The 24,610-nt window shown below is 76.4% G+C and carries 25 protein-coding genes; 15 read left to right on the top strand and 10 right to left on the bottom strand.

Annotated elements, in window-relative coordinates; translation table 11 throughout:
- Nucleotides 1–30: 30 nt before the first annotated feature.
- The 5 genes from ACWIZO_RS00265 (at nt 31) to whiG (ending at nt 5,245) form a co-directional block, all read left to right on the top strand.
- Nucleotides 31–390, top strand: a complete 360-nt coding sequence (locus ACWIZO_RS00265; protein WP_448640583.1) for a YraN family protein — start codon at nt 31–33, stop codon at nt 388–390.
- The gene (locus ACWIZO_RS00260; RefSeq protein ID WP_448640582.1) at nt 387–1,907 is read left to right on the top strand and encodes a YifB family Mg chelatase-like AAA ATPase; all 1,521 of its coding nucleotides are present in this window, start codon (nt 387–389) and stop codon (nt 1,905–1,907) included. Before ACWIZO_RS00265 ends, ACWIZO_RS00260 begins: the two co-directional genes overlap by 4 nt.
- Nucleotides 1,904–3,172 (top strand): DNA-processing protein DprA, encoded by a 1,269-nt coding sequence (dprA, locus tag ACWIZO_RS00255; protein WP_448640581.1) that lies wholly within the window; start codon nt 1,904–1,906, stop codon nt 3,170–3,172. Before ACWIZO_RS00260 ends, dprA begins: the two co-directional genes overlap by 4 nt.
- A 196-nt stretch (nt 3,173–3,368) precedes the next feature.
- Complete coding sequence (locus ACWIZO_RS00250; protein WP_448640580.1) at nt 3,369–4,304, top strand: tyrosine-type recombinase/integrase; 936 nt, start codon at nt 3,369–3,371, stop codon at nt 4,302–4,304.
- Between the two features lie 140 nt (nt 4,305–4,444).
- Nucleotides 4,445–5,245 carry an RNA polymerase sigma factor WhiG gene (gene whiG / locus ACWIZO_RS00245; RefSeq protein ID WP_448640579.1) on the top strand — a complete coding sequence of 267 codons (801 nt, stop codon included), beginning with the start codon at nt 4,445–4,447 and terminating at the stop codon, nt 5,243–5,245.
- A gap of 296 nt (nt 5,246–5,541) precedes the next feature.
- On the opposite strand, the gene ACWIZO_RS00240 is transcribed toward whiG, so the two are convergent.
- Nucleotides 5,542–6,162 (bottom strand): TMEM175 family protein, encoded by a 621-nt coding sequence (locus ACWIZO_RS00240; protein WP_448640578.1) that lies wholly within the window; start codon nt 6,160–6,162, stop codon nt 5,542–5,544.
- A gap of 49 nt (nt 6,163–6,211) precedes the next feature.
- A complete protein-coding gene (locus tag ACWIZO_RS00235; protein WP_448640577.1) occupies nt 6,212–6,715 on the bottom strand; it encodes a M23 family metallopeptidase in 504 nt (167 codons plus the stop codon).
- A 298-nt stretch (nt 6,716–7,013) separates the two neighbouring features.
- Between ACWIZO_RS00235 and rpsB the strand changes: the two genes are divergently transcribed.
- The 5 genes from rpsB to ACWIZO_RS00210 all read left to right on the top strand — a co-directional run bounded on the left by rpsB (nt 7,014) and on the right by ACWIZO_RS00210 (nt 11,687).
- Nucleotides 7,014–7,973, top strand: coding sequence for a 30S ribosomal protein S2 (rpsB, locus tag ACWIZO_RS00230; protein WP_448640576.1), 960 nt, complete (start codon nt 7,014–7,016; stop codon nt 7,971–7,973).
- 93 nt (nt 7,974–8,066) lie between these two features.
- Nucleotides 8,067–8,882 carry a translation elongation factor Ts gene (tsf, locus tag ACWIZO_RS00225; protein ID WP_448640575.1) on the top strand — a complete coding sequence of 272 codons (816 nt, stop codon included), beginning with the start codon at nt 8,067–8,069 and terminating at the stop codon, nt 8,880–8,882.
- Between the two features lie 220 nt (nt 8,883–9,102).
- Nucleotides 9,103–9,888, top strand: coding sequence for a UMP kinase (pyrH, locus tag ACWIZO_RS00220; protein ID WP_448640574.1), 786 nt, complete (start codon nt 9,103–9,105; stop codon nt 9,886–9,888).
- A 69-nt stretch (nt 9,889–9,957) separates the two neighbouring features.
- Entirely contained in the window at nt 9,958–10,515 is a 558-nt protein-coding gene (frr, locus tag ACWIZO_RS00215; protein ID WP_446756823.1) for a ribosome recycling factor, read from the top strand.
- Nucleotides 10,516–10,532: 17 nt separating this feature from the next.
- Nucleotides 10,533–11,687 (top strand): phosphatidate cytidylyltransferase, encoded by a 1,155-nt coding sequence (locus tag ACWIZO_RS00210; RefSeq protein ID WP_448640573.1) that lies wholly within the window; start codon nt 10,533–10,535, stop codon nt 11,685–11,687.
- Here the strand turns inward: ACWIZO_RS00210 and ACWIZO_RS00205 are convergent.
- From ACWIZO_RS00205 to ACWIZO_RS00185, 5 genes are all read right to left on the bottom strand, one after another.
- On the bottom strand, nt 11,651–12,763 hold the full coding sequence (locus ACWIZO_RS00205; RefSeq protein WP_448640572.1) for a GNAT family N-acetyltransferase: 1,113 nt from the start codon (nt 12,761–12,763) through the stop codon (nt 11,651–11,653). The genes ACWIZO_RS00210 and ACWIZO_RS00205 overlap by 37 nt on opposite strands.
- Nucleotides 12,760–13,524 carry a polyphosphate kinase 2 family protein gene (locus tag ACWIZO_RS00200; protein ID WP_448640571.1) on the bottom strand — a complete coding sequence of 255 codons (765 nt, stop codon included), beginning with the start codon at nt 13,522–13,524 and terminating at the stop codon, nt 12,760–12,762. Before ACWIZO_RS00200 ends, ACWIZO_RS00205 begins: the two co-directional genes overlap by 4 nt.
- 32 nt (nt 13,525–13,556) lie before the next feature.
- The gene (locus ACWIZO_RS00195; protein ID WP_448640570.1) at nt 13,557–14,186 is read right to left on the bottom strand and encodes a dihydrofolate reductase family protein; all 630 of its coding nucleotides are present in this window, start codon (nt 14,184–14,186) and stop codon (nt 13,557–13,559) included.
- A gap of 61 nt (nt 14,187–14,247) precedes the next feature.
- Nucleotides 14,248–15,261, bottom strand: coding sequence for an RNA polymerase subunit sigma-70 (locus ACWIZO_RS00190; protein ID WP_448640569.1), 1,014 nt, complete (start codon nt 15,259–15,261; stop codon nt 14,248–14,250).
- Nucleotides 15,262–15,263: 2 nt separating this feature from the next.
- Nucleotides 15,264–15,899: a TrmH family RNA methyltransferase gene (locus ACWIZO_RS00185; RefSeq protein WP_448640568.1), complete on the bottom strand. Its 636-nt coding sequence runs from the start codon at nt 15,897–15,899 to the stop codon at nt 15,264–15,266.
- Between the two features lie 197 nt (nt 15,900–16,096).
- On the opposite strand from ACWIZO_RS00185, the gene ACWIZO_RS00180 reads away from it, so the two are divergent.
- The 3 genes from ACWIZO_RS00180 (at nt 16,097) to ACWIZO_RS00170 (ending at nt 19,434) form a co-directional block, all read left to right on the top strand.
- Nucleotides 16,097–17,449 (top strand): hypothetical protein, encoded by a 1,353-nt coding sequence (locus tag ACWIZO_RS00180; protein ID WP_448640567.1) that lies wholly within the window; start codon nt 16,097–16,099, stop codon nt 17,447–17,449.
- Between the two features lie 63 nt (nt 17,450–17,512).
- The gene (gene rlmN, locus ACWIZO_RS00175; RefSeq protein WP_448640566.1) at nt 17,513–18,688 is read left to right on the top strand and encodes a 23S rRNA (adenine(2503)-C(2))-methyltransferase RlmN; all 1,176 of its coding nucleotides are present in this window, start codon (nt 17,513–17,515) and stop codon (nt 18,686–18,688) included.
- Nucleotides 18,685–19,434, top strand: coding sequence for a VIT1/CCC1 transporter family protein (locus ACWIZO_RS00170; RefSeq protein WP_448640565.1), 750 nt, complete (start codon nt 18,685–18,687; stop codon nt 19,432–19,434). Before rlmN ends, ACWIZO_RS00170 begins: the two co-directional genes overlap by 4 nt.
- A gap of 70 nt (nt 19,435–19,504) precedes the next feature.
- On the opposite strand, the gene ACWIZO_RS00165 is transcribed toward ACWIZO_RS00170, so the two are convergent.
- The 3 genes from ACWIZO_RS00165 to ACWIZO_RS00155 are packed head-to-tail and all read right to left on the bottom strand — an operon-like array spanning nt 19,505 to nt 21,824.
- Nucleotides 19,505–19,825, bottom strand: a complete 321-nt coding sequence (locus tag ACWIZO_RS00165) for a DUF2631 domain-containing protein (RefSeq protein ID WP_448640564.1) — start codon at nt 19,823–19,825, stop codon at nt 19,505–19,507.
- A gap of 56 nt (nt 19,826–19,881) precedes the next feature.
- Nucleotides 19,882–20,850 carry an LCP family protein gene (locus ACWIZO_RS00160; RefSeq protein WP_448640563.1) on the bottom strand — a complete coding sequence of 323 codons (969 nt, stop codon included), beginning with the start codon at nt 20,848–20,850 and terminating at the stop codon, nt 19,882–19,884.
- Between the two features lie 2 nt (nt 20,851–20,852).
- Nucleotides 20,853–21,824: a hypothetical protein gene (locus ACWIZO_RS00155; RefSeq protein WP_448640562.1), complete on the bottom strand. Its 972-nt coding sequence runs from the start codon at nt 21,822–21,824 to the stop codon at nt 20,853–20,855.
- Between the two features lie 171 nt (nt 21,825–21,995).
- Between ACWIZO_RS00155 and dxr the strand changes: the two genes are divergently transcribed.
- Together dxr and ACWIZO_RS00145 are read left to right on the top strand one after the other, a co-directional pair.
- Complete coding sequence (gene dxr / locus ACWIZO_RS00150; protein ID WP_448640561.1) at nt 21,996–23,198, top strand: 1-deoxy-D-xylulose-5-phosphate reductoisomerase; 1,203 nt, start codon at nt 21,996–21,998, stop codon at nt 23,196–23,198.
- Complete coding sequence (locus ACWIZO_RS00145) at nt 23,150–24,583, top strand: M50 family metallopeptidase (protein ID WP_448642906.1); 1,434 nt, start codon at nt 23,150–23,152, stop codon at nt 24,581–24,583. Before dxr ends, ACWIZO_RS00145 begins: the two co-directional genes overlap by 49 nt.
- Nucleotides 24,584–24,610 lie beyond the last annotated feature (27 nt).

Genomic DNA, 24,610 nt, shown 5'->3' with positions numbered 1-24,610 from the left:
GGCGGCGGCCGGAGCGGCGACGGTCGGCGGGTGACCACCACCACCGAACTCGGCAGCCGGGGCGAGGCCATCGCGGCGACCTACCTCACCGACGCCGGGCTGCTCGTCCTCGACCGCAACTGGCGCTGTCGCGACGGCGAGCTCGACATCGTCGCCCGCGACGGATCGGCGATCGTCTTCTGCGAGGTCAAGACCCGCCGCGCCACCGGCTTCGGCCACCCGGTGGAGGCGGTCACCCCCGCCAAGCAGCGGCGGCTGCGCACGCTGGCCCAGCGCTGGCTGGCGGCGCACGACCAGCACGCGCCCGACCTCCGCTTCGACGTCGTCGGTGTGCTCGTGCGGCCGGAGCGGCCGGCCCTGGTGACGCACCTGCGCGGGGCCTTCTCGTGACGCTGGCCCGCACGTGGTCGGTGGGCCTGGCCGGCGTCAGCGGCGCCATGGTCGAGGTCGAGGTGGACATGTCGGCCGGTGTGCCGGGGGTGGTCCTGGTCGGCCTCCCCGACGCCGTCGTGCGCCAGTCGGTCGACCGCGTCCGGGCCGCGGTGGTCAACACCGGCGCCTCCTGGCCGATGCGCCGGATCACCATCGGGTTGTCCCCGGCGTCGATGCCCAAGCAGGGGAGCGGCTTCGACCTGGCGCTGGCTGCCGCCGTCCTCGCCGCGGCCGGCACCGTCCCCGCCGACGCCGCCGACGGGCTCGTCCTGCTCGGCGAGCTCGGGCTCGACGGCTCCGTGCGGGCGGTCCGCGGCGTCCTGCCGGCGATGCTGGCCGCCGCGGCGGCCGGGCACGGCGCCGTCGTGGTCCCGGCCGGCAACGCGGAGGAGGCCGCGCTGGTGCACGGCGTCGAGGTCCTGCCGGCGGCGACCCTCGGCGACCTGGTGGCCCACCTGTCGGGCCACGCCCGCCTGTCGCCGCACGTCCGCGGACCCCTGCCCCCGCCGGGGCCGGTCCCCGACCTCGGCGACGTCGTCGGGCAGGCCGCCGGCCGGCGCGCGGTCGAGGTGGCGGCGGCCGGCGGGCACCACCTGTTCCTCACCGGGCCGCCGGGTGCGGGCAAGACGATGCTCGCCGAGCGGCTGCCCGGGCTGCTGCCCGTCCTCGACGAGCGGGCCGCCCTGGAGGTCACCGGGATCCACTCGGTCGCCGGCACGCTGCCGCCGGGTGTGCCCCTGGTGAGCCGGCCGCCGTTCGAGGCGCCGCACCACTCGGCGACGATGGCGGCGCTGGTCGGCGGCGGCTCGGGCGCGATCCGGCCCGGTGCCCTGTGCCGGGCCCACCGGGGTGTCCTCTTCCTCGACGAGGCGCCGGAGTTCTCCCGCGCGACCCTGGACACGTTGCGCCAGCCGCTGGAGCGCGGCGCGGTCACCATCGCCCGCGCGTCGGGGTCGGCGACCTTCCCGTGCCGCGCGCAGCTGGTGCTGGCCGCCAACCCGTGTCCCTGCGCCAGCGCGGCGGGGGACGCCGCCTGCACGTGCAGCCCGCTGGAACGCCGCCGCTACCAGGCCCGACTGTCGGGCCCGCTGCTCGACCGCATCGACCTGCGTGTGGACCTGCCGCCGGTGACGCGAGCGGCCTGGCTGCGCGGGCAGGAGCCACCGGAGTCGACCGCGCAGGTGGCCGCCCGGGTCGCGGCCGCGCGGGCGGCCTCGGCGGCCCGGCTGGGCCGCGCCGGCCTGGCGCTCAACAGCCAGGTGCCCGGCCGGCTGCTGCGCGAGCGCTGGACGGTGCCCCGGCCGGCGCTGGCCCTGGCCGAGCGGGCGCTCGACCGCGGCGTGCTGTCGGTCCGGGGGCTGGACCGCGTGCTGCGGGTGTCCTGGACGCTGGCCGACCTCGCCGGGCGCACGGTCCCCGACGGCGACGACGTGGCCGAGGCGCTGGGCCTGCGGCTGCAGCGGGTGGCGGCATGAGCGCGCCGACCCTCGACGAAGACCTCGAGGAGGCGCTGAGCGGGCCGACGGCGGTCGACGGTGCGGCCGTCCCGGGCCTGCGGCGCGCGCGGGCATGGCTGACCCGCGCGACCGAGCCCGGCTCCGTGGAGCTGTGGCGCTGGATCGACGACGTCGGCCCGGTCGCTGCCGTGCGGGCCCTGCGCGCGGGCACGGCACCGGAGACGGCGCGGGCGCTGGTCGGCGTCCGCGCCGGGGACGACGCCAGCCTGGCCGACCTGCGGCGCGCGGAGCGTTGCGGTGCCCGCCTGGTGGTCCCCGAGGACGACGAGTGGCCGGCCCTGCCGCTGCACTCGCTCACCGTGGCCGTCGTCAGCCGTGCCGGGGAGGTCGAGCAGTCCGACCGCACGACCGCGCTGGTGCCGCCGGTCGGACTGTGGGTGCGCGGCACCGCCCGGCTCGACGAGGTGGCCGACCGGTCGGTGGCGGTGGTCGGGGCCCGGGCGTCCACCGCCTACGGCGAGCACGTGGCCGCAGAGCTCGGCCACCAGCTCGGGGAGCGGGGCTGGACCGTCGTGTCGGGCGGGGCCTACGGCATCGACGCGGCCGCCCACCGCGGCGCGCTGGCCGCCGGGGCGCCGACGGTCGCCGTGCTGGCCTGCGGGGTCGACCGGCCCTACCCGGTCGCCCACTCGGCGGTCTTCACCCGCATCGCCGACGGCGGCGGCCTGCTGGTCAGCGAGTGGCCGCCGGGCGCGGCGCCGCACCGGCACCGCTTCCTCGTCCGCAACCGGATCATCGCCGCGCTCACCCGCGGCACCGTGGTCGTCGAGGCGGCCGCCCGCTCCGGTGCGCTGGCCACCGCGCGCCGCGCGCGGGGGCTGGGCAAGGAGGTGCTCGTCGTGCCGGGCCCGGTGACCAGCGCGATGTCGGTCGGCTGCCACGAGCTGCTCCGCGAGGAGGAGGCGGGCGCACGCCTGGTCACCGGCGCCGCGCAGGTGGTCGAGGCGGTGGGTGGCATCGGGGCCGACCTCGCCGAGCCGCCGGCGCGGCCCCCGGGACCTCGCGACGGGCTCTCCGACCTGGCCCGGCGGGTGCTCGACGCCTGCCCGGTGCGCGTCGGCGTCAGCGCCGAGCGGCTGGCCGCCGTCGCCGGCTGCGGCCCCCTGGAGGCTCTGCGGGTGCTGCCGGCGCTGGAGCTGGCCGAGCTCGTGCAGTGGACCGGCACCGGCTGGCGGCTGGCCCCGCCGCCGAGGCGGAGGGAGGGGCACGGCGCGGGCCGGTGACGCCGGCCGCCGGCGAACGCGGGGTCTCGGCGGGGTCATGGCGGTGTCCCGCGCGGCCTCTCCGCGGCGGCGGCCGGTGCCGCGCGGGCCGGCCGGGGTGCGCAACGGCTGGGGCGGTGGTGACCCGGCTTCCGTCACGGGCGGGTGAGCGGCGCGGCGGCTTGACCGCCGGGGGACGCCGTCGGACGGTCGGGGTGTGACCGCCCGGACCGCCGATGCCCGCGCCGCGCTTCCGCCGGCGCTCGCCGCCGCGCTCGAGGGCTACGAGCAGGCGCTGCGCGAGGAGCGGGACCTCTCCGAGCACACCGTCCGGGGCTACGTCACCGACACCGTCTGGCTGCTGGACCACCTCGCCCGGCGCGGCGGTGTCCGGGCCGACGAGCTCGACCTCGCCGTCCTGCGCAGCTGGCTGGCCCAGGGCCGCACCCGGGGAGCCAGCCGCGCCACCACCGCCCGCCGGGCCGCGGCCGCCCGCTCGTTCACCGCGTGGTTGCGGCGCTCGGGGGTCACGCCCGAGGACGTCGGCCTGCGGCTGGTCAGCCCCAAGGCGCACCGGACGCTGCCCGACGTGCTCGCCCCCGACCAGGCGCGGGCGGTCGTCGAGTCCGCCGCCGGCGCCGACGACCCCGCCGGCCTGCGCGACGCCGTCGTCCTCGAGCTGCTCTACGCCAGTGGCATCCGGGTCAGCGAGCTGGTCGGTCTCGACGTCGACGACGTCGACCGCGGCCGGCGGCTGCTGCGGGTCCTCGGCAAGGGCCGCAAGGAGCGCAGCGTCCCCTACGGCGCGCCGGCCGAGCTGGCGCTCGACCAGTGGCTCACCCGCGGCCGTCCCGCGCTGGCCACCCCGGAGTCCGGGCCCGCGCTGCTGCTGGGCCTGCGCGGCCGGCGGCTCGACCCCCGCGAGGCCCGCCGCACGGTGCACGCCGCCGTCGCCCGGGCGCCGGGCGCTCCCGACATCGGCCCGCACGGGCTGCGCCACTCCGCGGCGACGCACGTGCTCGAGGGCGGCGCCGACCTGCGGTCGGTCCAGGAGCTGCTCGGCCACGCTAGCCTCGCCACGACGCAGATCTACACGCACGTGACGGTCGAGCGCCTCCGCGCGGTGCACGCGCAGGCGCACCCCCGGGCCTGAGCGGAGCGTCGACCGTGCTGCGACACCCAGCGGACCCCCACACGCCGGCCCGCCACCTACCGGGCCCCACCGAGTCCACCCTCACCGCGTCCCCGCCCGCCGCGGGACGCCGGACCACCCAGAGAGCGGGAGTGCACACCGTGCCCGAGGCGACCACCCACCGGATCGGCACGTCCGACGAGGACGCCGACGCAGCTCTGGCCGAACTCTGGGCGCAGTACGTCACCGACCGCGCCCCCGCGCTGCGGGACCGGCTGATCCTGCACTACGCGCCGCTGGTGAAGTACGTCGCCGGCCGGGTCGGCAGCGGCCTGCCCGCCCACGTCGAGCAGGCCGACCTCGTCTCCTACGGCACCTTCGGGCTCATCGACGCGATCACCCGGTACCAGCCCTCGCGCGAGGTCAAGTTCGAGAGCTACGCGATGTCGCGCATCCGCGGCGCGATCATCGACGAGCTCCGCAGCACCGACTGGATCCCGCGGTCGGTGCGGATGAAGGCCCGCCAGTTCGAGCGCACCGTCGCCGCCCTCGAGAGCCGGTTGCAGCGCAGCCCCACCGAGGAGGAGGTGGCCGCGGAGATGGACATGGACGTCGAGGAGGTCCGCAAGTTCCTCGGCCAGCTCTCCCTGGTCAACGTGGTGGCCCTCGACGAGCTGCTCACCGACGACGACGGCGGCGCGCCCCGGCTGGTCGACACCCTGCAGGACGCCAACGCCCTCGACCCGCAGGCCGCCGCGGAGCACGGCGAGGCACGCCAGCTGCTCGCGCGCGCCGTCGAGCAGCTGCCCGAGCGGGAGAAGGTCGTCGTCAGCCTCTACTACTTCGAGGGCCTGACCCTCGCCGACATCGGCCGTGTCCTCGGCGTCACCGAGAGCCGGATCTGCCAGCTGCACACCAAGGCCGTCCTCCACCTGCGCACCAAGCTCGCCGACATCGCCTGAGGTAGCCGACATCGCCTGAGGTAGGTGACATCGCCTGAGGCGTCGGTGGCGCTCGGGCGTGCGCTCCTGCCGGCCCGGCCCGCTGATCGCGGCCTCTCCGGGCCTCCGCTCCCCGGCTGTCCACCGCCCCGAGCGGCAGGGGCCCCTGCTGCTCGCCGGGTGGGACCGGCGGGGGACCGCACCGAGGGTCCGGGGCCCGCCGGCCCACCGGGAGTGGCGGGCGCTGCCACGCGGCTCGACGGCCCGGTCCCGGTGGTCGGGCACCGCACCGGCGCCGAACGGCCCGATCCGCACCCTCAGTCGGCGGCGACCCGTCCGGGAGCGGTGCGGCGGCGCGCCGCGGACTCCAGCGGCCCGGACAGGAACAGCAGGAACATCGCCCAGTAGTGCACGCCCGGCACCAGCGCGCCGACCAGCAGCGCGGCGACGAACAGCCCGCTGGCGACCAGCGCGGGCCACGGCGGCGGGACCTGCCCGGCGGCGTCGCGGCGCAGGCCGGGACGCCGCCACAGCAGCACGCTGATCGACGTGAGGCAGATCGAGCTGAGCGTGATCGTGCCGATGTAGAGCGCCACGGCCGGTCGGGCGGTGCCGTAGGAGGCCGCCACCTGGGTCGCGAAGGGCAGCAGCACGATCGTGAGGATCCACAGCAGGTTGGCGGTGAGGAACGCCCGGTCGTAGGACCGCACGGTCTCGACCACCCGGTGGTGGATCAGCCACAGCCGGGCGATCACGGCGAAGCTGAGGAAGAAGGCGCCGATCTGCGGCGCCTCGTCGGCCAGGAGCGTGCCGAGGCCGGTCCGCTGCTCGGCGCCGTCGAGCAGTTCGGTGAGCGGCAGTACCAGCAGCGTGATGGCGATGGCGACGACCGCGTCGAGGAACGTGACGAGACGGTCGAGGCCCCGTTCGGTCTGCACCTCGCGCAGGTTAGGGGCGGCGGCCGGCCCGGGACGACCCTCCCGCGCGTCACCCCACCGGCAGGAGACGGACCTCGGGCGGGCGCAGCAGGGCCAGCGGGTCGAGGTACGTCTCCGCCCGGCGCAGGCCCCAGTGCAGGCAGGCCTCGGTCGGGCACCCCTCGTGACCGGCCAGCAGCGTGCCCAGCGGGGCACCGCGGGCCACGACCTGGCCGGCGGCCACGGTCGGCTGCACCGGCTCGTACGTCGTCCGCAGCCCGTCGGCGTGGTCCACGCTCACCACCGGCCGGCCGGCGACCATCCCCGCGAAGACGACCACGCCGTCACCGGCCGCCCGGACCGCCGTCCCCGGCGACGCGGCCAGGTCGGCGCCGCGGTGCCCGGGCCCGTACGGCGACGGCGGCGGCGCGAAGGGGCGGGTGACCGTCGGCGGGTCGCCCAGCGGGGACACCCAGACGCTCGCAGGAGGGGCGGCCGGCTCGGCGACCGCGGGGGCGGGCAGCAGCACCGCGGCGGACACGACGAGCGCGGCGGTCAGGAGGCGCAGGCGCACCCCGCGAGCCTCGCCGTCCGCCCCGCCGGAGCGGGACGGACGAGGTGACCTGTGGACGGCCCCGACGGCGGGGGAGGGCCACCCGGGGCGCGGCGTATGCTCTCCGGTGCGACCCGTCACGGCGGGTCGACTCCGCGCGTCCTCCTCCCGCCGCTCCGGCGGGGCAGCCCCACCTCGGTCCCGGTCCACCCCGGGTCGGTGGCGCCGCGGGACGCCAGGGCGGTGCACCACCCGGTGCCCGCGTCAACCGAGGAGCGTGGCCGCCCGACGGCCGCGCGCACGGACAGGAAGGCTGCACATGGCAGTCGTCAGCATGAAGCAGCTGCTCGACAGCGGCGTCCACTTCGGGCACCAGACCCGTCGCTGGAACCCGAAGATGAAGCGGTTCATCTTCACCGAGCGCAACGGCATCTACATCATCGACCTGCAGCAGACGCTCGGGTACATCGACAGTGCCTACGAGTTCGTCAAGCAGACCGTCGCCCACGGCGGCTCGATCCTCTTCGTCGGCACCAAGCGCCAGGCGCAGGAGGTCGTCGCCGAGCAGGCGCAGCGGGTCGGCATGCCCTACGTCAACCAGCGCTGGCTGGGCGGCATGCTCACCAACTTCCAGACCGTGCACAAGCGGCTGCAGCGGCTCAAGGAGCTCGAGGACATGGAGCAGACCGGCGTGCTGGTCAGCCTGTCCAAGAAGGAGCAGCTCGGCCTGACCCGCGAGAAGGCCAAGCTCGAGCGCAGCCTCGGCGGCATCCGCGACATGCAGAAGGTGCCCAGCGCCATCTGGATCGTCGACACCAAGAAGGAGCACATCGCCGTCGGTGAGGCCCGCAAGCTGGGCATCCCGGTCGTGGCGATCCTCGACACCAACTGCGACCCCGACGAGGTCGACTTCAAGATCCCGGGCAACGACGACGCGATCCGCAGCATCACCGTGCTGACCCGCGTGGTCGCCGACGCCGTCGCCGACGGCCTCATGGCCCGCTCGGCCTCGCAGGCCAACGCCGGACGCGAGGACGGCGGCGAGCCGGCGATCGGTGGCGGCGAGCCGCTGGCCGACTGGGAGCGCGAGCTGCTCACCGGCCAGGCCGACGGTGCCGCCCCGGCCGCCGAGGTCCCAGCCGCCGACGCTGCGGCCACCCCGCTGCCGGAGACCCCGGACGCCCCGCCGACCGTCACCGCCGAGGAGATCGCCCCGGTCGAGGGCGTGCCCGCCACCGGCGACACGGCCACCGGCACCCAGGGCGCCCAGAACGGCTGACCCGCCGGCGCCGCCGCCCACCCGCGTCCGCGGGCGGGCAGCGGCGCCGCGGCACGTCCGCACCCACCCACTCCACACCCGTAGGGAAGTGACATGCCTGCCTTCACCGCCGCCGACGTCAAGCGGCTCCGCGACGCCACCGGCGCCGGCATGATGGACGCCAAGAAGGCCCTGACCGAGGCCGACGGCGAGTACGACAAGGCCATCGAGCTGCTGCGCATCAAGGGCGCCAAGGACGTCGGCAAGCGCCTCGAGCGCTCGACGACCAACGGCATCGTCGTCAGCAAGCACGGCGCCCTGCTGGAGCTCGACTGCGAGACCGACTTCGTCGCCAAGAACGCCGACTTCGTCGCACTCGCCGAGCGCCTGATCGAGATCGTGCTCGAGCAGTCGCCGAACGACCTCGACGCGCTGCTGGCGACCGAGGTCGACGGCCAGACCGTCGGCAAGCTGATCGAGTCCGAGTCCGCCCGCATCGGCGAGAAGCTCGTCCTCTCCCGCTTCGCCACCTTCGAGGGCCCGACCGCGGTGTACCTGCACAAGCGGGCCACCGACCTGCCCCCGGCCATCGGCGTCGCCGTCCAGTACCAGGGCGGCGACGAGGAGGCCGCGCGCTCGCTGGCGATGCACATCGCCGCCGCCCGCCCGCGCTTCCTGTCCCGCGAGGAGGTCCCGGCCGAGGCGGTCGAGACCGAGCGCCGCGTGGCCGAGCAGACCGCCAAGGAGGAGGGCAAGCCCGAGCAGGCGATCGTCAAGATCGTCGAGGGCCGGGTCAACGCCTACTACAAGGACTTCGTCCTGCTCGAGCAGCCGTCGATCACCGAGCCCAAGCGCACGGTGAAGCAGATCCTCGACGACGCCGGCCTGACCGTGCAGCGGTTCGCCCGCTTCGAGGTCGGCCAGGCGTAGCAGCAGCGGGAGCGAGGACCCCGCCACCCCCGATCGGCCCCGGCACCGGGGCCCGCGCCGAGCACGCGAGGCGTGGGGGGTGGCGGGGTCCTTCGTCCGTCCCACCGGACACGGGGGCCGGTGGCGTCCCGGGCGCCGGTGCGGGAGACCCCGCCCGCGAGCTGCCGCAGGAGCCGTGCGGCAGGATCAGGGGAACGACGCCGAGCGAGGGATGGACCCGTTGACCGACACCGCCGCGCCGCGCACCACCGCGCCCACGTCCGCTCCCACCGCGTTCCAGCCCGCCGACGGCGCGGGGTACCAGCGCGTGCTGCTCAAGCTGTCGGGGGAGGCCTTCGGCGGGGGCACGGTGGGCGTGGACTCCGGCATCGTGCACAGCATCGCCGAGCAGCTCGCCGCGGTCGTCCACGGCGGCACGCAGGTCGCCGTCGTCGTCGGCGGCGGCAACTTCTTCCGCGGCGCCGAGCTGGCCGAGGCCGGGATGGACCGCCGGCACGCCGACTACATGGGCATGCTCGGCACGGTCATGAACGCCCTCGCGCTGCAGGCCTTCTGCGAGCAGGTGGGCCTGGAGACCCGGGTGCAGACCGCGATCACCATGGGCCAGGTCGCCGAGCCCTACATCCCGCGCAAGGCCGTCCGGCACATGGAGAAGGGCCGGCTGGTCATCTTCGGCGCCGGCGCGGGCATGCCGTACTTCTCCACCGACACCGTCGCCGCGCAGCGCGCGCTGGAGATCGGCTGTCAGGTGCTGCTGATGGCGAAGAACGGTGTCGACGGCGTCTACGACGACGACCCGCGCACCAACCCGTCGGCCACCATGTACGACGACCTCGAGTACGCCACGGTCCTGGCCGACCAGCTCAAGGTCGCCGACGCCACCGCCATCAGCCTCTGCATGGACAACCAGATGCCCATCGTGGTGTTCAACCTGCTGCAGGACGGCAACATCGCCCGGGCCGTCGCAGGTGAGAAGATCGGGACCCTGATCAGCCAGCCGGACTGAGCCCGGCGCCCGTACGCGCAGCCGCACCCAGGAGGGCGGCGGGGCAGCCCGCCGCAGGAGGAGAGACCCGTGATCGACGACACCCTGCTCGACGCCGAGGAGCGGATGGACAAGGCCCTGTCGGTCGCACGGGAGGACCTCGGCTCGGTGCGCACCGGCCGCGCCGCACCCTCGATGTTCAACAAGATCCTGGTCGACTACTACGGCGCGCCGACGCCGGTGCCGCAGATGTCCTCGATCACCGTGCCCGAGGCGCGGATGGCCGTCATCAAGCCCTACGACAACAGCCAGCTGTCGGCCATCGAGCGGGCCATCCGCGACAGCGACCTGGGCGTGAACCCCACCAACGACGGCCAGATCATCCGCGTGGTGTTCCCGCAGCTCACCGAGGAGCGCCGCCGCGACCTGGTGAAGATGGCCCGGTCCAAGGGCGAGGACGCCAAGGTCGCCATCCGCAACGTCCGCCGCCGCGCCAAGGAGGAGCTCGACCGCATCGCCAAGGACGGCGAGGCCGGTGAGGACGACGTGCGCCGCGCGGAGAAGGAGCTCGACGACCTCACCGCCCAGCACGTGTCGAGCATCGACGAGGCGGTCAAGAACAAGGAGGGCGAGCTGCTCGAGGTCTGAGCGCTCCCGACTCCGTCATGACCCCCCGACCCGAGGCTCCCGGGGCCGGCCCGTCCGGCCCGGGGCGCCCCCGCCCGCAGGTCACCCGGCTGCTCGGGCCCGCCCGGCCGGTGCCCGGGGACGCGGACACCGGGCCCGTCCCGGTCGTCGGGCGGCCGTCCCCGCCACCTCCCCCCGCGGCACCCCAGCCGCCGCCGACCAGCCCGATCGCCGTCCCGCTCCCGGAGGGGGCGCCGGCGGCCGATCCTCCCCGGACCCAGGAGCTGCCCGTCCCGGCCGCCGTGGTCGCGGACCCGGCCGAGCGCCAGCCGGCCGAGCACCGTGCGGCCGGGGCCTCGCGGCCGGCGGCCCGGCGCGGCAGCGGCCGGGCCGGGCGCGACCTCGTCGCCGCCATCGGGGTGGGCCTGGGGCTCGGTGCGGTCATCCTCGCCTCGCTGCTCGTCTACCGGCCCGCGTTCCTGCTCGTCGTCACCGTGGCGATCCTCGTGGGGGTCGTCGAGCTGGTGCGCGCGCTGGAGGCCGGGCGGGCGCGGGCTCCGCTGGCGCCCCTGGTCGCGGGCACGGTCGCGATGTCCGGGCTGGCCTGGACCCGCGGGCCCGACGGCCTGGTCGTCGCGTTCCTGTTCACCGTCGTCGCCGTCCTGCTGTGGCGGCTCGGCGACGGGCCGGAGGGGTACCTGCGCGACGCCTCGGCCGGGGTCCTGGTCGCGCTCTACGTGCCGCTGCTGGCCGGCTTCGCGGTGCTGCTCCTGGTCCCCGACGACGGCGCCGTGCGGGTGTTGGTCTTCATCGCGACCGTGGTCGGCAACGACGTCGGCGGCTACACCGCGGGGGTGCTGTTCGGCCGGCACCCCATGGCGCCGTCGGTGAGCCCGAAGAAGTCGTGGGAGGGCATGGCCGGGTCGGTCGTGACCTGCGTCGCCGTCGCCACCCCGATCGTCACCCTCGCCCTCGACGGCCCGTGGTGGGGCGGGGTCCTGTTCGGCGCCGCGCTCGCCGTCACCGCCACCGCCGGTGACCTCGGGGAGTCGCTGATCAAGCGCGACCTCGGCATCAAGGACATGGGCACCCTGCTGCCCGGGCACGGCGGGATCATGGACCGGCTCGACAGCCTGCTGCCGTCGGCGGTGGCGGCCTACCTGCTGCTGTCGTGGGTGGCGCCCCCGCTCTGAGCAGTCACCTCCCAGGTCGACCCGACGACGGCGAAGCCGCGCCGGGCGTACCAGTGCCGCGGCCAGTCGCCGGCGTCGGCCTCCAGCACCACGAGGTCGCAGCCGGCTGCCGCGGCGCGGTCCAGTGCCGCCGCCAGGACGGCGTCCCCGTGCCCGCGGCCGCGCGCGGCCGGCTCGGTCAGGACCGACTCCACCGCCGCGGTGGCGCCGTCGAGGCGCAGCTGCCCCGCGGCGACGAGGCGGTCGCCCTCCCGGACGGCGAGGTCGGTGACCGCGACGACCGCGTCGGTGCGGTGTTCCCGGCCGACGAGCTGGGCGACCACCTCGTCGAGGTCGGGCAGGCCGGCGAGGTCACGCCGCCACGAGCGCTCCCAGAAGCCGTGCAGCTCCCGCTGGTCCACCGCCTCGGCGCGGCGCCCCGGCGGCACCGGCGTCGCGGGGCGGGCCATGACCACCAGCTCCTCGGCCTGCCACCCGCGACCGGCCAGCTCCCTGGCGACGCCGCCGGCACCGGGCCAGGTCAGGGTCGCGGTGGCGTGCGGCAGGCCCGCGTCGGCCGCGGCGGCGACCACGGTGGCGGCGTCGACCGGCTCCGCCAGCACCAGCCGGTTGTCGTCGCGCGAGTGCGGGAAGCGCGGGTCCAGCACGGCGACGCCGCCGGGGACGTCGCGCACCTCGGCGGCCCGCCGGACGCGCACCGACAGCGACAGCGCCAGCGCGCGCCCGAGCGCGTCGTCCGGACGGGGGAGGACCGGCACGGCGGGCGGCCGGTACGGGACGACGGCGACCACGGCGGCCGTCGGGAGCGGCCCGTACAGGTGCGGGAAGCGCATCCCGTCCGGGTCGCCGGGGACGCCGGGCTGCTCGCGCACCGGGTCGGGGAGGCGCGCCGGGTCGACGACGAGCAGCACCAGGTCGCGCCGGCCGGGGAACAGCCGCCCGGCCGGCAGGTGCACCTGCTCCGGGTGCGACAGGTGCACCACCCCGGCGTCGTCCAGCGACGGCGGCCGCAGCGCCCCCTCCGCCAGCGCCGCCCGCCAGGCGGCCGGCTCGCACAGGTGCAGCAGCGGGCTCACGCCGGCAGGGCGTCCGGATCGACCCCGCGGGCGCCCAGCGCCGCCTCGATCGCCTCGCACACGGTGCGGACGACGGCGACCCGCGCGTACCGCTTGTCGTCGGCCGGGACGACCGTCCAGCGCCCGCCCGGGTGGTCGGTGCGCGCGAGCATCTCCTCGACGGCGTCCTCGTAGGCCGGACGCTGGTCCCGGTTGCGCCAGTCCTCGTCGGTGAGCTTCCACGCCCGGTAGGGGTCGTCGCGGCGGGACTCGAAGCGGCGCAGCTGCTCCTCCGGCGAGACGTGCATCCAGAACTTGACCAGCACCGTGCCCTCGGCGGCCAGCGTCGTCTCCAGGTCGACGATCTCGCCGTAGGCCCGCTGCCACGCCTCCTCGGACGCGAACCCCTCGACCCGCTCGACCAGCACCCGGCCGTACCAGGTGCGGTCGAGCACGGCCATGCCGCCCCAGCCGGGCAGGACCGGCCAGAAGCGCCACAGGAAGTGGTGCCGCTTCTCGTCGTAGGAGGGGGCGGCGAACTGGGCGACCCGCACGTGCCGGGGGTCGAGCTCGTCGACCAGCCGCTTGATCGCCCCGCCCTTGCCCGAGGCGTCCCAGCCCTCGAAGAGCACGCACAGCGGCGGGCCGAGCTCCCCGGACCCGATCTGCCCGCCGAGCAGCAGGCGCAGGTGCACCAGGCGCTGCTGCGCCGCGGCGAGCTGCTCCCTGGCCTCCTTCTTCGGCAGCCGGGCGGACAGGTCGACGTCGTCGAGTCGGCTCACCCGGCCGAGCCTGGCCCACGCGGGCGTGGCTGTCAGCTCGGCCGGACGCGGTCGACGGTGTGGTGCAGCAGGACGCTGTCCGAGCCGAGAGGCCGGGACGTGTCCCGCAGCCGCAGGTCCGCCGGGACGCCGTCCGGGAAGGCACGCAGCCCGGCGCCCAGCAGCGCGGGGCCCACCAGGAGGAACAGCTCGTCGACCAGCCCCGCGGCCAGCAGGTCGCCCCACAGCGTCCGGCTGCCGAAGACGAGCACGTCCCCGCTGCCGGCCTGCTCCCGGAGGGCGGCCACGGCCGCGTGCGCGTCGGCCCGCCGGACGATCGTCGTGGTGTCGGCCCAGGGGCCGGCGTCGGCCGGGGTCAGGGAGTCGGAGACGACCACCTTAGGCAGCTCGGCGTTGCGCCGCGCCGTCTCGCGGTGCAGCCCGGCGGCGGACGGGTCCAGCTGCACCGCGGGGGACACCGACGGGTCCGCGGCGACGGCCGGCCACCACACCACCATCTGGCGGTAGGTGGTGGCACCCAGCAGCAGGGTGCCCGCGGCGCGCAGCCGCTCGAGGTTGAGGGCGTCGAACGAGCCGTCCATGGGCAGGCGGGAGATGTCGCCGCCGGGGCCGGCGACGTACCCGTCCAGGGACACGAGGGTGCTGACGACGACAGGGATCACGGGAGGTCTCCTCAGGAGTCGGTGGGTCCGTACCCGTGCAGAGACACGCGGCTGCCGCGACTCATCGGTCGCCGGCGGATCCCGTTCCGAACCGCTCGTGCAGGGCGGGGTCGACGAAGGCGGCGATCCAGTCGACGCGCCCGTCGCGCAGGCCGAGCACGGTCACCGAGCCCGGCCGCCAGGCGCCGTCGGCGAACTGCTCGCACAGCAGCCCGACCGAGGCGTTGACGGTCGCCGGCGTCAGCCGCCAGGGGGTCGCGAAGACCCGCTCGGCGAGGAAACGGGCGACGTCGCCGCGCCCGGCGAACCAGGCCGGCAGCGGCGGCATCGTGAAGCGCACGTCCTCGGTGAGCAGGCCGACGAGCGCCGGGACGTCGGCGCGCTCCCAGGCGTCGACGAACCGCGCGACGAGCGCCGACCGGCCGGCGTCCCCGAGCGCGGCGAGCTCCGCCTGCTGGCTGCGCGCCGGTACCCGCTCGGCCACCGCGGCCCGCGCCCGCTGCAGCGCGCTGTTCACCGAGGCGGTGGTGGTGGCGAGCAGCTCCGCGGTCTCGGCCGCGCTGTACCCGAGCACCTCCCGCAGCAGCAGGACCGCCCGCTGGGTGGCGGGCAGGTGCTGCAGCGCGGCGACGAAGGCCAGCTCCACGCCCTCGCGGCGCAGGTAGGCCGTCGCGGGGTCCGTGTCGTCGGCCAGGTCGTCGGCGCGGTCGTCGACGAGGTCGGCGGGCAGCGGCTCGAGCCAGACCGGCCCGGGGACCGGCTCGCCGAGGTCGGTGACGTCGGTCCGGGGCGGTCCGGCGTCGGGGGAGAGCAGCCGCGGCCGGCGCCGGGCCTGGCGGAGGCAGACGGAGGTGGTCACCCGGAACAGCCAGGTGCGCAGCGAGCTGCGGCCCTCGAACCCGGGCAGGCCGCGCCAGGCGGCGAGCAGGCTCTCCTGCAGGGCGTCCTCGGCGTCCTGCGGGGAGCCGAGCATGCGGTAGCAGTGCGCCACCAGCTCGCGGCGGTGCCGGGCGACCAGCCGGGCGAAGGCGGCCTCGTCCCCGGAGCAGGCGGCGGCGAGGTCGGCGTCGTCCACGGTCAGTCCACCTCGGCGTGCTGACGGATCCAGGCGTGCATGGCGATGCCAGCGGCCACGCCGGCGTTGATCGACCGGGTGGACCCGAACTGGGCGATGGACAGGACGTCGTCGGCCACCCCGCGCGCCTCCTCCGACAGCCCGGTGCCCTCCTGACCGAACAGCAGCACGCAGCCGCGGGGCAGCGCCGTGGTCTCCAGCGGGCGGGCGCCGGGGAGGTTGTCGACGGCCAGGACCGGCAGTCCCTCCGCCCGTGCCCACGCGCCGAGCGCGGCGGCGTCGGGGTGGTGGCGCACCGACAGGTACCGGTCGGTGACCATGGCGCCGCGGCGGTTCCACCGCTTGCGCCCGACGACGTGCACCTCCGCGGCGAGGAAGGCGTTGGCGGTGCGCACGACCGTCCCGATGTTGAGGTCGTGCCGCCAGTTCTCGATGGCCACGTGGAAGCCGTGCCGGCGCGGGTCGAGGTCGGCGACGATCGCCTCGACCGTCCAGTAGCGGTACCGGTCGACGACGTTGCGCCGGTCGCCGTGTGCCAGCAGCTCGGGGTCGTACCGGGGGTCCGCGGGCCACGGCCCCTGCCACGGGCCCACCCCGACGCTGTCCAGCGGCGGGAGCGCCCGGTCGGCCTCCGTCACCCGGCCGACGCTAGCTGGCGTCGCCCGCTCCTCGGCCGGGGCCGCGGCTGGGGTGGACCGGCGTGGGGCAGCCGGTGCGTGTGGGCGGGCTCGCGCCCGGTTCCGGTCGCGCCTCCGAGGACCGCCCAGGTCCGTCCGGCACGATGAGCCACTCCGAAAGGTGAGCAGCGCGTGGCTCTAGGTGACGGCGAGGTGGGATGACGGCGCAGCAGGACGACGAGGTGCTGGACGCTCCCGGTCCGGCCGCGCCCGCGCCGGCCGCCGTCGGGCCGGTCGACGGGGTGCCGGTCGACGGGGTGCCGGTCGACGGGGTGCCGGTCGACGGGGTGCCGGAGGGCACCCCCGGGCTCCCGGAGGACGACTGGGAGGAGTGGCTCCCCGACTGGGTGAGCACCCCCGGGGCCGTCCGGGACGCACCCGGCGCCGAGGCCGTTGCCGACGAGGGCGCCAGCGAGGCCGGCGAGGTCGAGGACGACGACCCGCAGGACGGCGACCCGCAGGAGGACGGCGACCTCGAGGTCCCCGGGCCGACGGCCGGTCCAGGAGACGGTGCCGCGGACCACGACGCGGCCGAGGACGCCGCCGCGGACCACGACGCGGCCGACGACGCCGCCGCGGAGGACGCGAACCCGGAGGCCGACGAGCAGGAGACGGCGCTCCCGGACCCCTCGCCCGCCGCCGTGGGGACCGAGGTCCCGCGCGTCGTCGTCGGCGCGCGCGTGCGGCCCCGTCGCCGGGTGCTCGTCGCGGTGGTGGCGGGGCTGCTCACGGCCGGCATCACCGGTGCGGCCCTGGTCACCACCTCCTCGTCCGGACCGGTCCCGACCGCGGCCGTGCAGACGTCGCCGGGTCCGGTCACGACACCTCCGCGGACTCCTCCCGCGCCCCGGTCCTCCGACGTCCCGGACCCCGTGCCGACCGCGCCCACGACCGGCGTCCCGGTGCCGGCGCCCGAGCCGACAGCCGGCACGGCTCCGGCTCCGGCTCCGGACCCGGTCCGCGCGACGAGGGCCCGGACCACCGCCCCCTCGGCCGCCGCCACCGCCGGCACGTCGCTCTCCCTGGTGGTCCCGCCGGCCGCTCCGGGGACGCCGGTCCCGGCGCCGACCGGCCGGCCCGGTGTGCCCGCCGGATCGAGCGGACCGAGCACCGACCCCGTGCCCGGCGACGTTCCGGCGCCTCCGGTGACGGATGCCTCCGTCGGGGACACCGGCGGGGACACCGACCCGGGCCCGGACCCGGGTTCCGCCGGGGGTGCCGGACAGGACACCGGCAGCGACACGGGCAGCGACACGGGCAGCGACGCCGGTGGTGACACCAGTGGCGACACCGGTCAGGACGGCGGGGACACCGCCCTGGACCCCACCCCGGACCCCGACGGGGACCCCGACGGGGACGCCGGTGGGGACACGGTCCAGGACCCCGGCGGGGACCCCGACGGGGACCCTGCGCCGAGCGACGTCCCCGAGCCCGGCGGCGCCGGGACCGGCCCCCAGCCGCCCACGACGACGCAGCTGCCCGTGCCGGACCTCGGGTCGCTGGCGCCCTGAGCGAGCCACCTCACCCGTGACGCGGCCCGCGCGGCGCGTGGGAGTGGGACGATGGCAGACGCCATGACTGCCCTGCCCCTGGTCTTCGACGCCCCCCGCCGGGGCAAGCCGCCGCGCCACCTCGCCGACCTGACCCGCGAGGAGGCGCGCGCCGCCGTCACCGAGCTCGGCCAGCCGGCGTTCCGCGCCGACCAGCTCGCCCGGCACTTCTACCGCGGGACCACCGATCCCGCGGAGATGACGGACCTGCCCGCCGCGGCCCGCGAGACCCTCACCGGGGCGCTGCTTCCCGGCCTGCTCACCCCGGTGCGCCACCAGTCCGCCGACGGCGGCCGCACCCGCAAGACGCTGTGGCGGCTGCACGACGGGGCGCTGGTCGAGAGCGTGCTCATGCGCTACCCCGACCGGGCCACCGTCTGCATCTCCAGCCAGGCCGGCTGCGGCATGGCCTGCCCGTTCTGCGCCACCGGGCAGGGTGGCCTGACGCGCAACCTGTCGGCCGCCGAGATCACCGGCCAGGCGGTCGCCGCCGCGGCCGCGATGGCCTCCGGCGAGATCCCGGGCGGCCCCGGGCGGCTGTCCAACGTCGTCTTCATGGGCATGGGCGAGCCGCTGGCCAACTACCCGCGCGTGCGCCAGACCCTGCACTCGCTGCTCGGGCACGCCCCGTACGGCCTCGGGCTGTCACAGCGCTCGGTCACCGTCTCCACCGTCGGGCTGGTGCCGGCGATCCGCAGGCTCACCGAGGAGGGCATGCACTGCACCCTCGCGGTGAGCCTGCACGCTCCCGACGACGAGCTGCGCGACACCCTCGTGCCGATCAACACCCGGTACAAGGTGCGCGAGGTCGTCGACGCCGCCGACGCCTACGCCGCCCGCACCGGCCGCCGGTACTCGGTGGAGTACGCGCTGATCCGCGACGTGAACGACCAGCCCGAGCGCGCCGAGCTGCTGGGCCGGCTGCTGGCCGGGAAGCTGGCGCACGTGAACCTCATCCCGCTGAACCCGACCCCGGGCAGCCCGTGGGACGCCAGCCCGCTGCCGGCGCAGCGGGAGTTCGTGACCCGGCTGCGCGCCGCCGGTGTGCCGACGACGGTGCGCGACACCCGCGGCCAGGACATCGACGGCGCCTGCGGCCAGCTCGCCGCGGCCGACCGCGCCGACGGCGTCCCCACCGTCGCCACCCCGACCCCGACGCCGGAGGCGCCCGTGGCGCTCGGCGCCGAGGCCGACGCGTGACGGCCGGCACCGACCAGATCCCCGCCGATGGGGTCCCCGGCGACGACCCGGCCGCCCAGCACGAGCACCACCACGCCGACGTCTCCGGCGGCTGGCTGCGGGCGGCCGTGTTCGGCGCGATGGACGGGCTGGTCACCAACACCGCGCTGGTCGCCGGGGTCGGCGGCGGGGGAGCGGCGCCGCGGACGATCGTGCTCTCCGGCGTCGCCGGCCTGGTCGCGGGCGCGATCTCGATGGCCCTGGGCGAGTACACCTCGGTGAAGACGCAGAACGAGCAGCTCGACCTGGAGGTGGCCAAGGAGCGCAGCGAGCTCGAGCACCACCCGGAGGAGGAGCTCGCCGAGCTCGTCCGGATGCTGCGCGTGCGCGGCGTCGAGGACGGGCTGGCGCGCGAGGTCGCCGTCCAGCTCTCCCGCGACCCCGAGGTCGTGCTGCGGCTGCACATCGTGGCCGAGCTCGGGCTCAGCCCCGAGGACAAGCCCTCGCCGCGGACGGCGGCGGTCTCGTCGTTCCTGACCTTCTCGCTGGGCGCGGTGTTACCGCTGCTGCCCTACCTGTTCGGGCTCTCGCTGCTGTGGGTGGCGCTGCTGTGCGGCGGGCTGGGCCTGGTGACGGCCGGTGCGCTGTCGTCGCGCTTCACCCCGCGGCCGTGGTGGTACGCGGGCCTGCGCCAGCTGCTCTTCGGTGCGGTCGCCGCCGGCGCGACCTACGTGATCGGTGCGGCGATCGGGGTCGCCGCCTCCTGACCGGCGCCCTGCAGGGGCCTGCCACCGGCCTGCGAGCAGTGAGGGGCAGGGGGTGCTCCGTCAGGGGCGGTCAAGGGCGCCAGGCGGTCCTCTTGCGGTGGAGGTCCCACAGCAGGATCCCGATCATGATCGCGGCGATGCCGACCAGCCAGAGGTCCTCCATCCGGCCCTCGTGGTTGCCCCAGAGGTAGGACAGGATCGCGAGGGTCGTCAGCCAGCCGGCGACCTGCGCCCACTTGCCGGCGCGGCCGTGCCAGCCCCAGTCCTCGGGACGCTCGTGCTCGATGGGCTGCTCGCCGGCGCGGGCGACGCCCTCCTCCCGGCCCGGCTGGTTGACCCGCGTGGTGGCGGGGTTGTCCTGTGCGATCCGGGCCCGGTGCTGCTCGCTCACGCTGTCCATCCTGCCAGCCGGGGGCCTGCCCCACCGGGCGAGGTCGCGGCGGGTCGTCAGCCGCCGCAGGTGAGCCCGGCTGCGGCCACGGCGGCGGCGGTGCCGGCCGTCGGCGGCCGGGCGAGCGCCGCACCGACCGGGTCGCCGGCGGGCAGCACGGACACCGGTCCGACCCCGGTGCCGGCGAGGCCGAGCAGATCGGTCGCGGAGGTGCCGGGGTCGACGGCGACGGCACCGGAGACCGCCCAGGCGACCGGCTGCAGCCGCCAGGGCCGCGACAGCGATCCCCGGACCCGGTCGAGCAGTGCCGACAGGACGGTGCCCGCCGCCCCCGCGCGGCCTTCGGGGTCGACGGGGGCGGGGGTCCACGTGCCGTCCACGAGGTGTTCGGGGTGCCGGGAGCGGACCAGCGCCAGCGCCGTCGCGCCGTCGACGTGCTGCCGTCCGGCCCGGGGCAGCAGCAGCCCGGCCGGCTCGTCGCGCACGGGCTCGGGGACGTCGACCTCCAGGCCGCCGGCGGCGTCGACGACCGCGGCGAAGCCGGCGAGGTCGACGGTGACGAGGTGGTCGGTCGGGATGCCCAGGCTGCACAGCGCCGCGACGGTCGCCTGCGGCCCGTCCAGCCAGGTCGTCGTCAGCCGTTCGGCCGTGGTGCCGTCCAGGACCAGGAGGTCGCGCGGGACCGACAGTGCCGTCGTGCCGGCGTCGGTCTGCTGGACCACCACGACGACGTCGGCCCGGCTCCCCGGGACCGCCTCGGGCGTCCCGAAGTCGGCCACGTCGGCGCCCTGCGGGAGCCGGGCCCGCGAGTCGAGGCCCACGAGCACCCAGGTGCGGCCGTCGCCGTCGTCGGCGTGCAGGTCGACGGCCACCTCGTCGACGCGCGCGGCGACCGCCGCGGTGTCGGCCCCCGCGACGGCCAGCAGCGTCACGAGGAGGGCGAGGACGACGCGCCGCGGCCGCGCGAACGGCCGACGCCGGCCAGGGGGGCCCTGGCCGGCGTCGGTGTCGTGCGGTGCGGTCACGCTCAGGCCTGCGCGGCCTCCGCGGCGGCCGCGGACCGGCGACGGGCCACGACGACGAGGCCACCGCCGAGGGCCAGGGCGCCGGCGCCGAGGCCGAGCGGGAGCGCGACGCTGGCGCCGGTGTAGGCCAGGCTCGGCGAGGCGGCCGAGGCGGCCGAGGCGGCGGTCACCGCGAACGCCTCCTGGAAGTAGGTGCCCATGCTGCCCTCGTACACGAGCGTGTGGTCACCGGTCGGCGTGCCCGCCGGGACGGTGAACTCGACGGTCACCCGGCCGTTGGCGTCGGCGGTGGCGGTGGCCACGGTCTGCGGCGTCGAGTGCAGGGTCACCGTGACCACCTCGCCCGGCTTGAAACCGGTGAGGACCTTCACGACCTTGCGGCCGGGCGCAGCGGTGTCGCCGGTCGCGGCGCCGCTGTCGGGGCTGGCCACGCCCGGGGTGTTGGCCGAGGTGCCGCGGATGGCGCCGGTGGCCGCCGTCGTGGGGGCGGCGGAGGACGCCGAGGAGGGCGCCGACGAGGTCGAGGTCGCCGTCGGGGTGGCCGTCGGGGTGGCGGCCGTGGCCACCGTGACGGTCAGGGAGGGGTACTCCAGGGGCGCCCCGGCGTAGGAGGGGGCGCAGGCGGCGTGCAGCTGGTGCGCGCCGGTGGTGCCGGCCGGGAACGACACCTGGGTCGACCACGCGCCCGCGTCGGACGGGTCGGCCGGGAAGAGCCCGGTGGGCGGCTCGGCGTCGAGGTCGGCGAGGTCGGTGACGACGACCACGAGGGCCTCGTACTCGGGGTGCTCGGGGTCGTCGGTGACGCAGCCGGTGCCGCTGACGGTGAAGGTCTGCCCCGGGGCGACGGTCGTGGGGGCCGTGGGCGCGGCCAGCCCGGTGGCGAGGGCGGCCGGGGCGAGCGCCAGGCCCGCGGCGGCCGTGCCGACGGCGATCCCGGTGGACAGGACGAGGCGGAGCGGGGACACGCGGGACATGGGGCCCTCCGGGGGCGTCGGTGGCCCGGACACCCGGGCCGTCGTGATCCACATCGGCACGACGCCGGTCCGCTGTAGCCGGGTGATCACTTCGGGTCGGGAGTGACGCGTGAGGCGCACGGGACCCCGGGTGGCGCCCCCGGCCGGGGAGGCGGTTGGCAGGATCACCGCATGAGCGAGCCGCGCGAGGTCACCGTGCTGGGCTCGACCGGGTCGATCGGCCGGCAGGCGATCGCGGTCGCCGAGCAGAACCCCGGCCGCCTGCGGATCACCGCGCTGGCCGCCGGCGGCGGCGACGTCGCCCGGCTGGCCGAGCAGGCGCTCGGCCTCGGCGTCCGCACGGTGGCCGTCGCCCGCGCGACGGCGGCCCAGGACCTGCAGCTGGCCTTCTACGCCGCCGCCTCGCAGCGCGGGTGGGCGACGGGGGAGTACGCGCTGCCGGAGATCCTCGCCGGCCCGCGCGCGGCCGAGGAGCTCGCCGCCCGCCCCACCGACGTCGTCCTCAACGGCATCACCGGCTCCATCGGGCTGGGCCCGACCCTCTCGGCGCTGCGGGCGGGCAACGTCGTGGCCCTGGCCAACAAGGAGTCCCTGGTCGCCGGTGGTGACCTCGTCACTGCGGCGGCCGCGCCCGGGCAGCTGGTGCCGGTCGACTCCGAGCACTCGGCCCTGGCCCAGTGCCTGCGCGGCGGCGCCCGCGGCGAGGTCGCGCGGCTGGTGCTCACCGCCAGCGGTGGCCCCTTCCGCGGCCGCTCCGCCGCCGACCTCGCCGACGTCACCGTCGAGCAGGCACTCGCCCACCCCACCTGGGACATGGGCCCGGTCGTGACCGTCAACTCCGCGACGCTGGTCAACAAGGGCCTCGAGCTGATCGAGGCGCACCTGCTCTTCGGCGTCCCCTACGCCGACATCGACGTCGTCGTGCACCCGCAGTCGATCGTGCACTCGATGGTGACCTTCGCCGACGGCGCCACCATCGCCCAGGCCAGCCCGCCGGACATGCGCCTGCCCATCGCGCTGGCCCTGGCCTGGCCCGACCGGCTCCCGCACGTGCAGCCGGCGCTGGACTGGTCGGCCGCGAGCGCCTGGGAGTTCGCCCCGCTGGACGAGCAGGCCTTCCCGGCGGTCCGGCTCGCCCGCGCGGCGGGGGAGGCCGGCGGCGTCGTCCCGGCGCTGTACAACGCGGCCAACGAGGAGGCGGTCGCGGCCTTCCTGGCGGGTCGCCTGCGCTTCCCGGACGTCGTGGGCCTCGTCGCGCGTACGCTCGACGACGCGCCGGACCTCGGCGCGCCCACCTGCGTGGACGACGTGCTGGCCGCTGAGCGCTGGGCCCGGCAGCACGCCCGCGCCGCCCTGGCCGGAGGACCGAGCTGAGCACCCTCCTGACGGTCCTCGGGATCGTCGCGTTCTTCGTCGGCCTGCTGTTCTCGATCGGCTTCCACGAGGCCGGCCACTTCTTCTGGGCCCGGAAGTTCGGCATGCGGGTGCCGCAGTTCATGGTCGGCTTCGGGCCGACGGTCTTCTCCCGCCGACGGGGGGAGACCGAGTACGGCGTCAAGGCCATCCCGCTCGGCGGCTACATCCGCATCGTCGGCATGATCCCGCCGGCCGAGGAGAACGAGAGCACGCGCGCCACCCGCATGCGCTCCTTCATCGCCGAGGTGCGCGGCCAGGCCCTCGACGACGTGCTGCCCACCGACGGCGACCGGGTGTTCTACAAGAAGCCCTGGTGGCAGCGGGTGATCGTCATGTTCGCCGGGCCGTTCCACAACCTCGTGCTCGCGGTGCTGTTCTTCACCATCACGCTCACCGCCATCGGCACCACCGTGATCACCACCCAGGTGCGGACCGTGCCGGCGTGCGTCGTCCCCGCCGACGCCGAGAGCATCTCCGTGGCCGAGGACCAGGGGACCGACGTCTGCGCCGTCCCGATCGTCACCGCCGGTGCCGACGCCGGACAGGTGTGCGAGGAGGGCAGCCCCGGCTGCGCGCTGCCCCCGGCCAGCCCCGCCGCGGAGGCCGGCCTGCGGCCCGGCGACACCATCGTGGCCGTCGGCGGTCAGGCGCTGGACCCCACCGCCTACGACAGCTGGACGGCGGTGCAGCAGGCCATCCGCGGCTCGGCCGGGCGGCCGCTGGACCTCACCGTCGAGCGCGACGGCGCCCGCCGCGAGCTGACGGTCACCCCCATCGGGAACGTCGTGCCCACCGAGGACGGCGAGGGCACGGTGACCGCCGGCTACCTCGGCGTCGCCCCGCTGCCCGGGTTCGCCCGCCAGTCGGTGAGCGAGCTGCCCGGCTACTTCGGCATGGTCGTCTCGCAGTCGGTGCAGCGGCTGGTGCAGATCCCCGAGCGGGTCCCGCAGCTGTTCCGCGCCGCCTTCCTCGGCGAGGAGCGGGACCGCAACGGACCCATCGGTGTCGTCGGGGTGGGGCGGATCTCCGGCGAGGTCTTCGCCATCGACCAGCTCAGCGGCGTCGAGAAGCTCAGCTTCTTCCTCAGCCTGCTGGCCAGCGTCAACCTGGTCCTGTTCCTGTTCAACCTGCTGCCGATCTACCCCCTCGACGGCGGGCACGTCGCCGGGGCGCTGTACGAGAAGGTCCGCTCGGTCGTGGCCCGCTGGCGCGGCCGCCCCGACCCGGGCCCGTTCGACATCGCCCGGCTCATGCCGGTGGCCTATGTCGTCGCCGGCCTGTTCATCGCCCTGTCGGGCCTGCTGCTCGTCGCCGACGTGGTCAACCCGATCACACTGCAGTAGGCGCCCGCGCCGAGCCTGCGGAAACGG

The sequence above is a fragment of the Geodermatophilus sp. URMC 63 genome (assembly GCF_053502565.1).
Note: the sequence above shows the minus strand (reverse complement) of the source record. Positions and strands in the feature narration are given on the sequence as shown.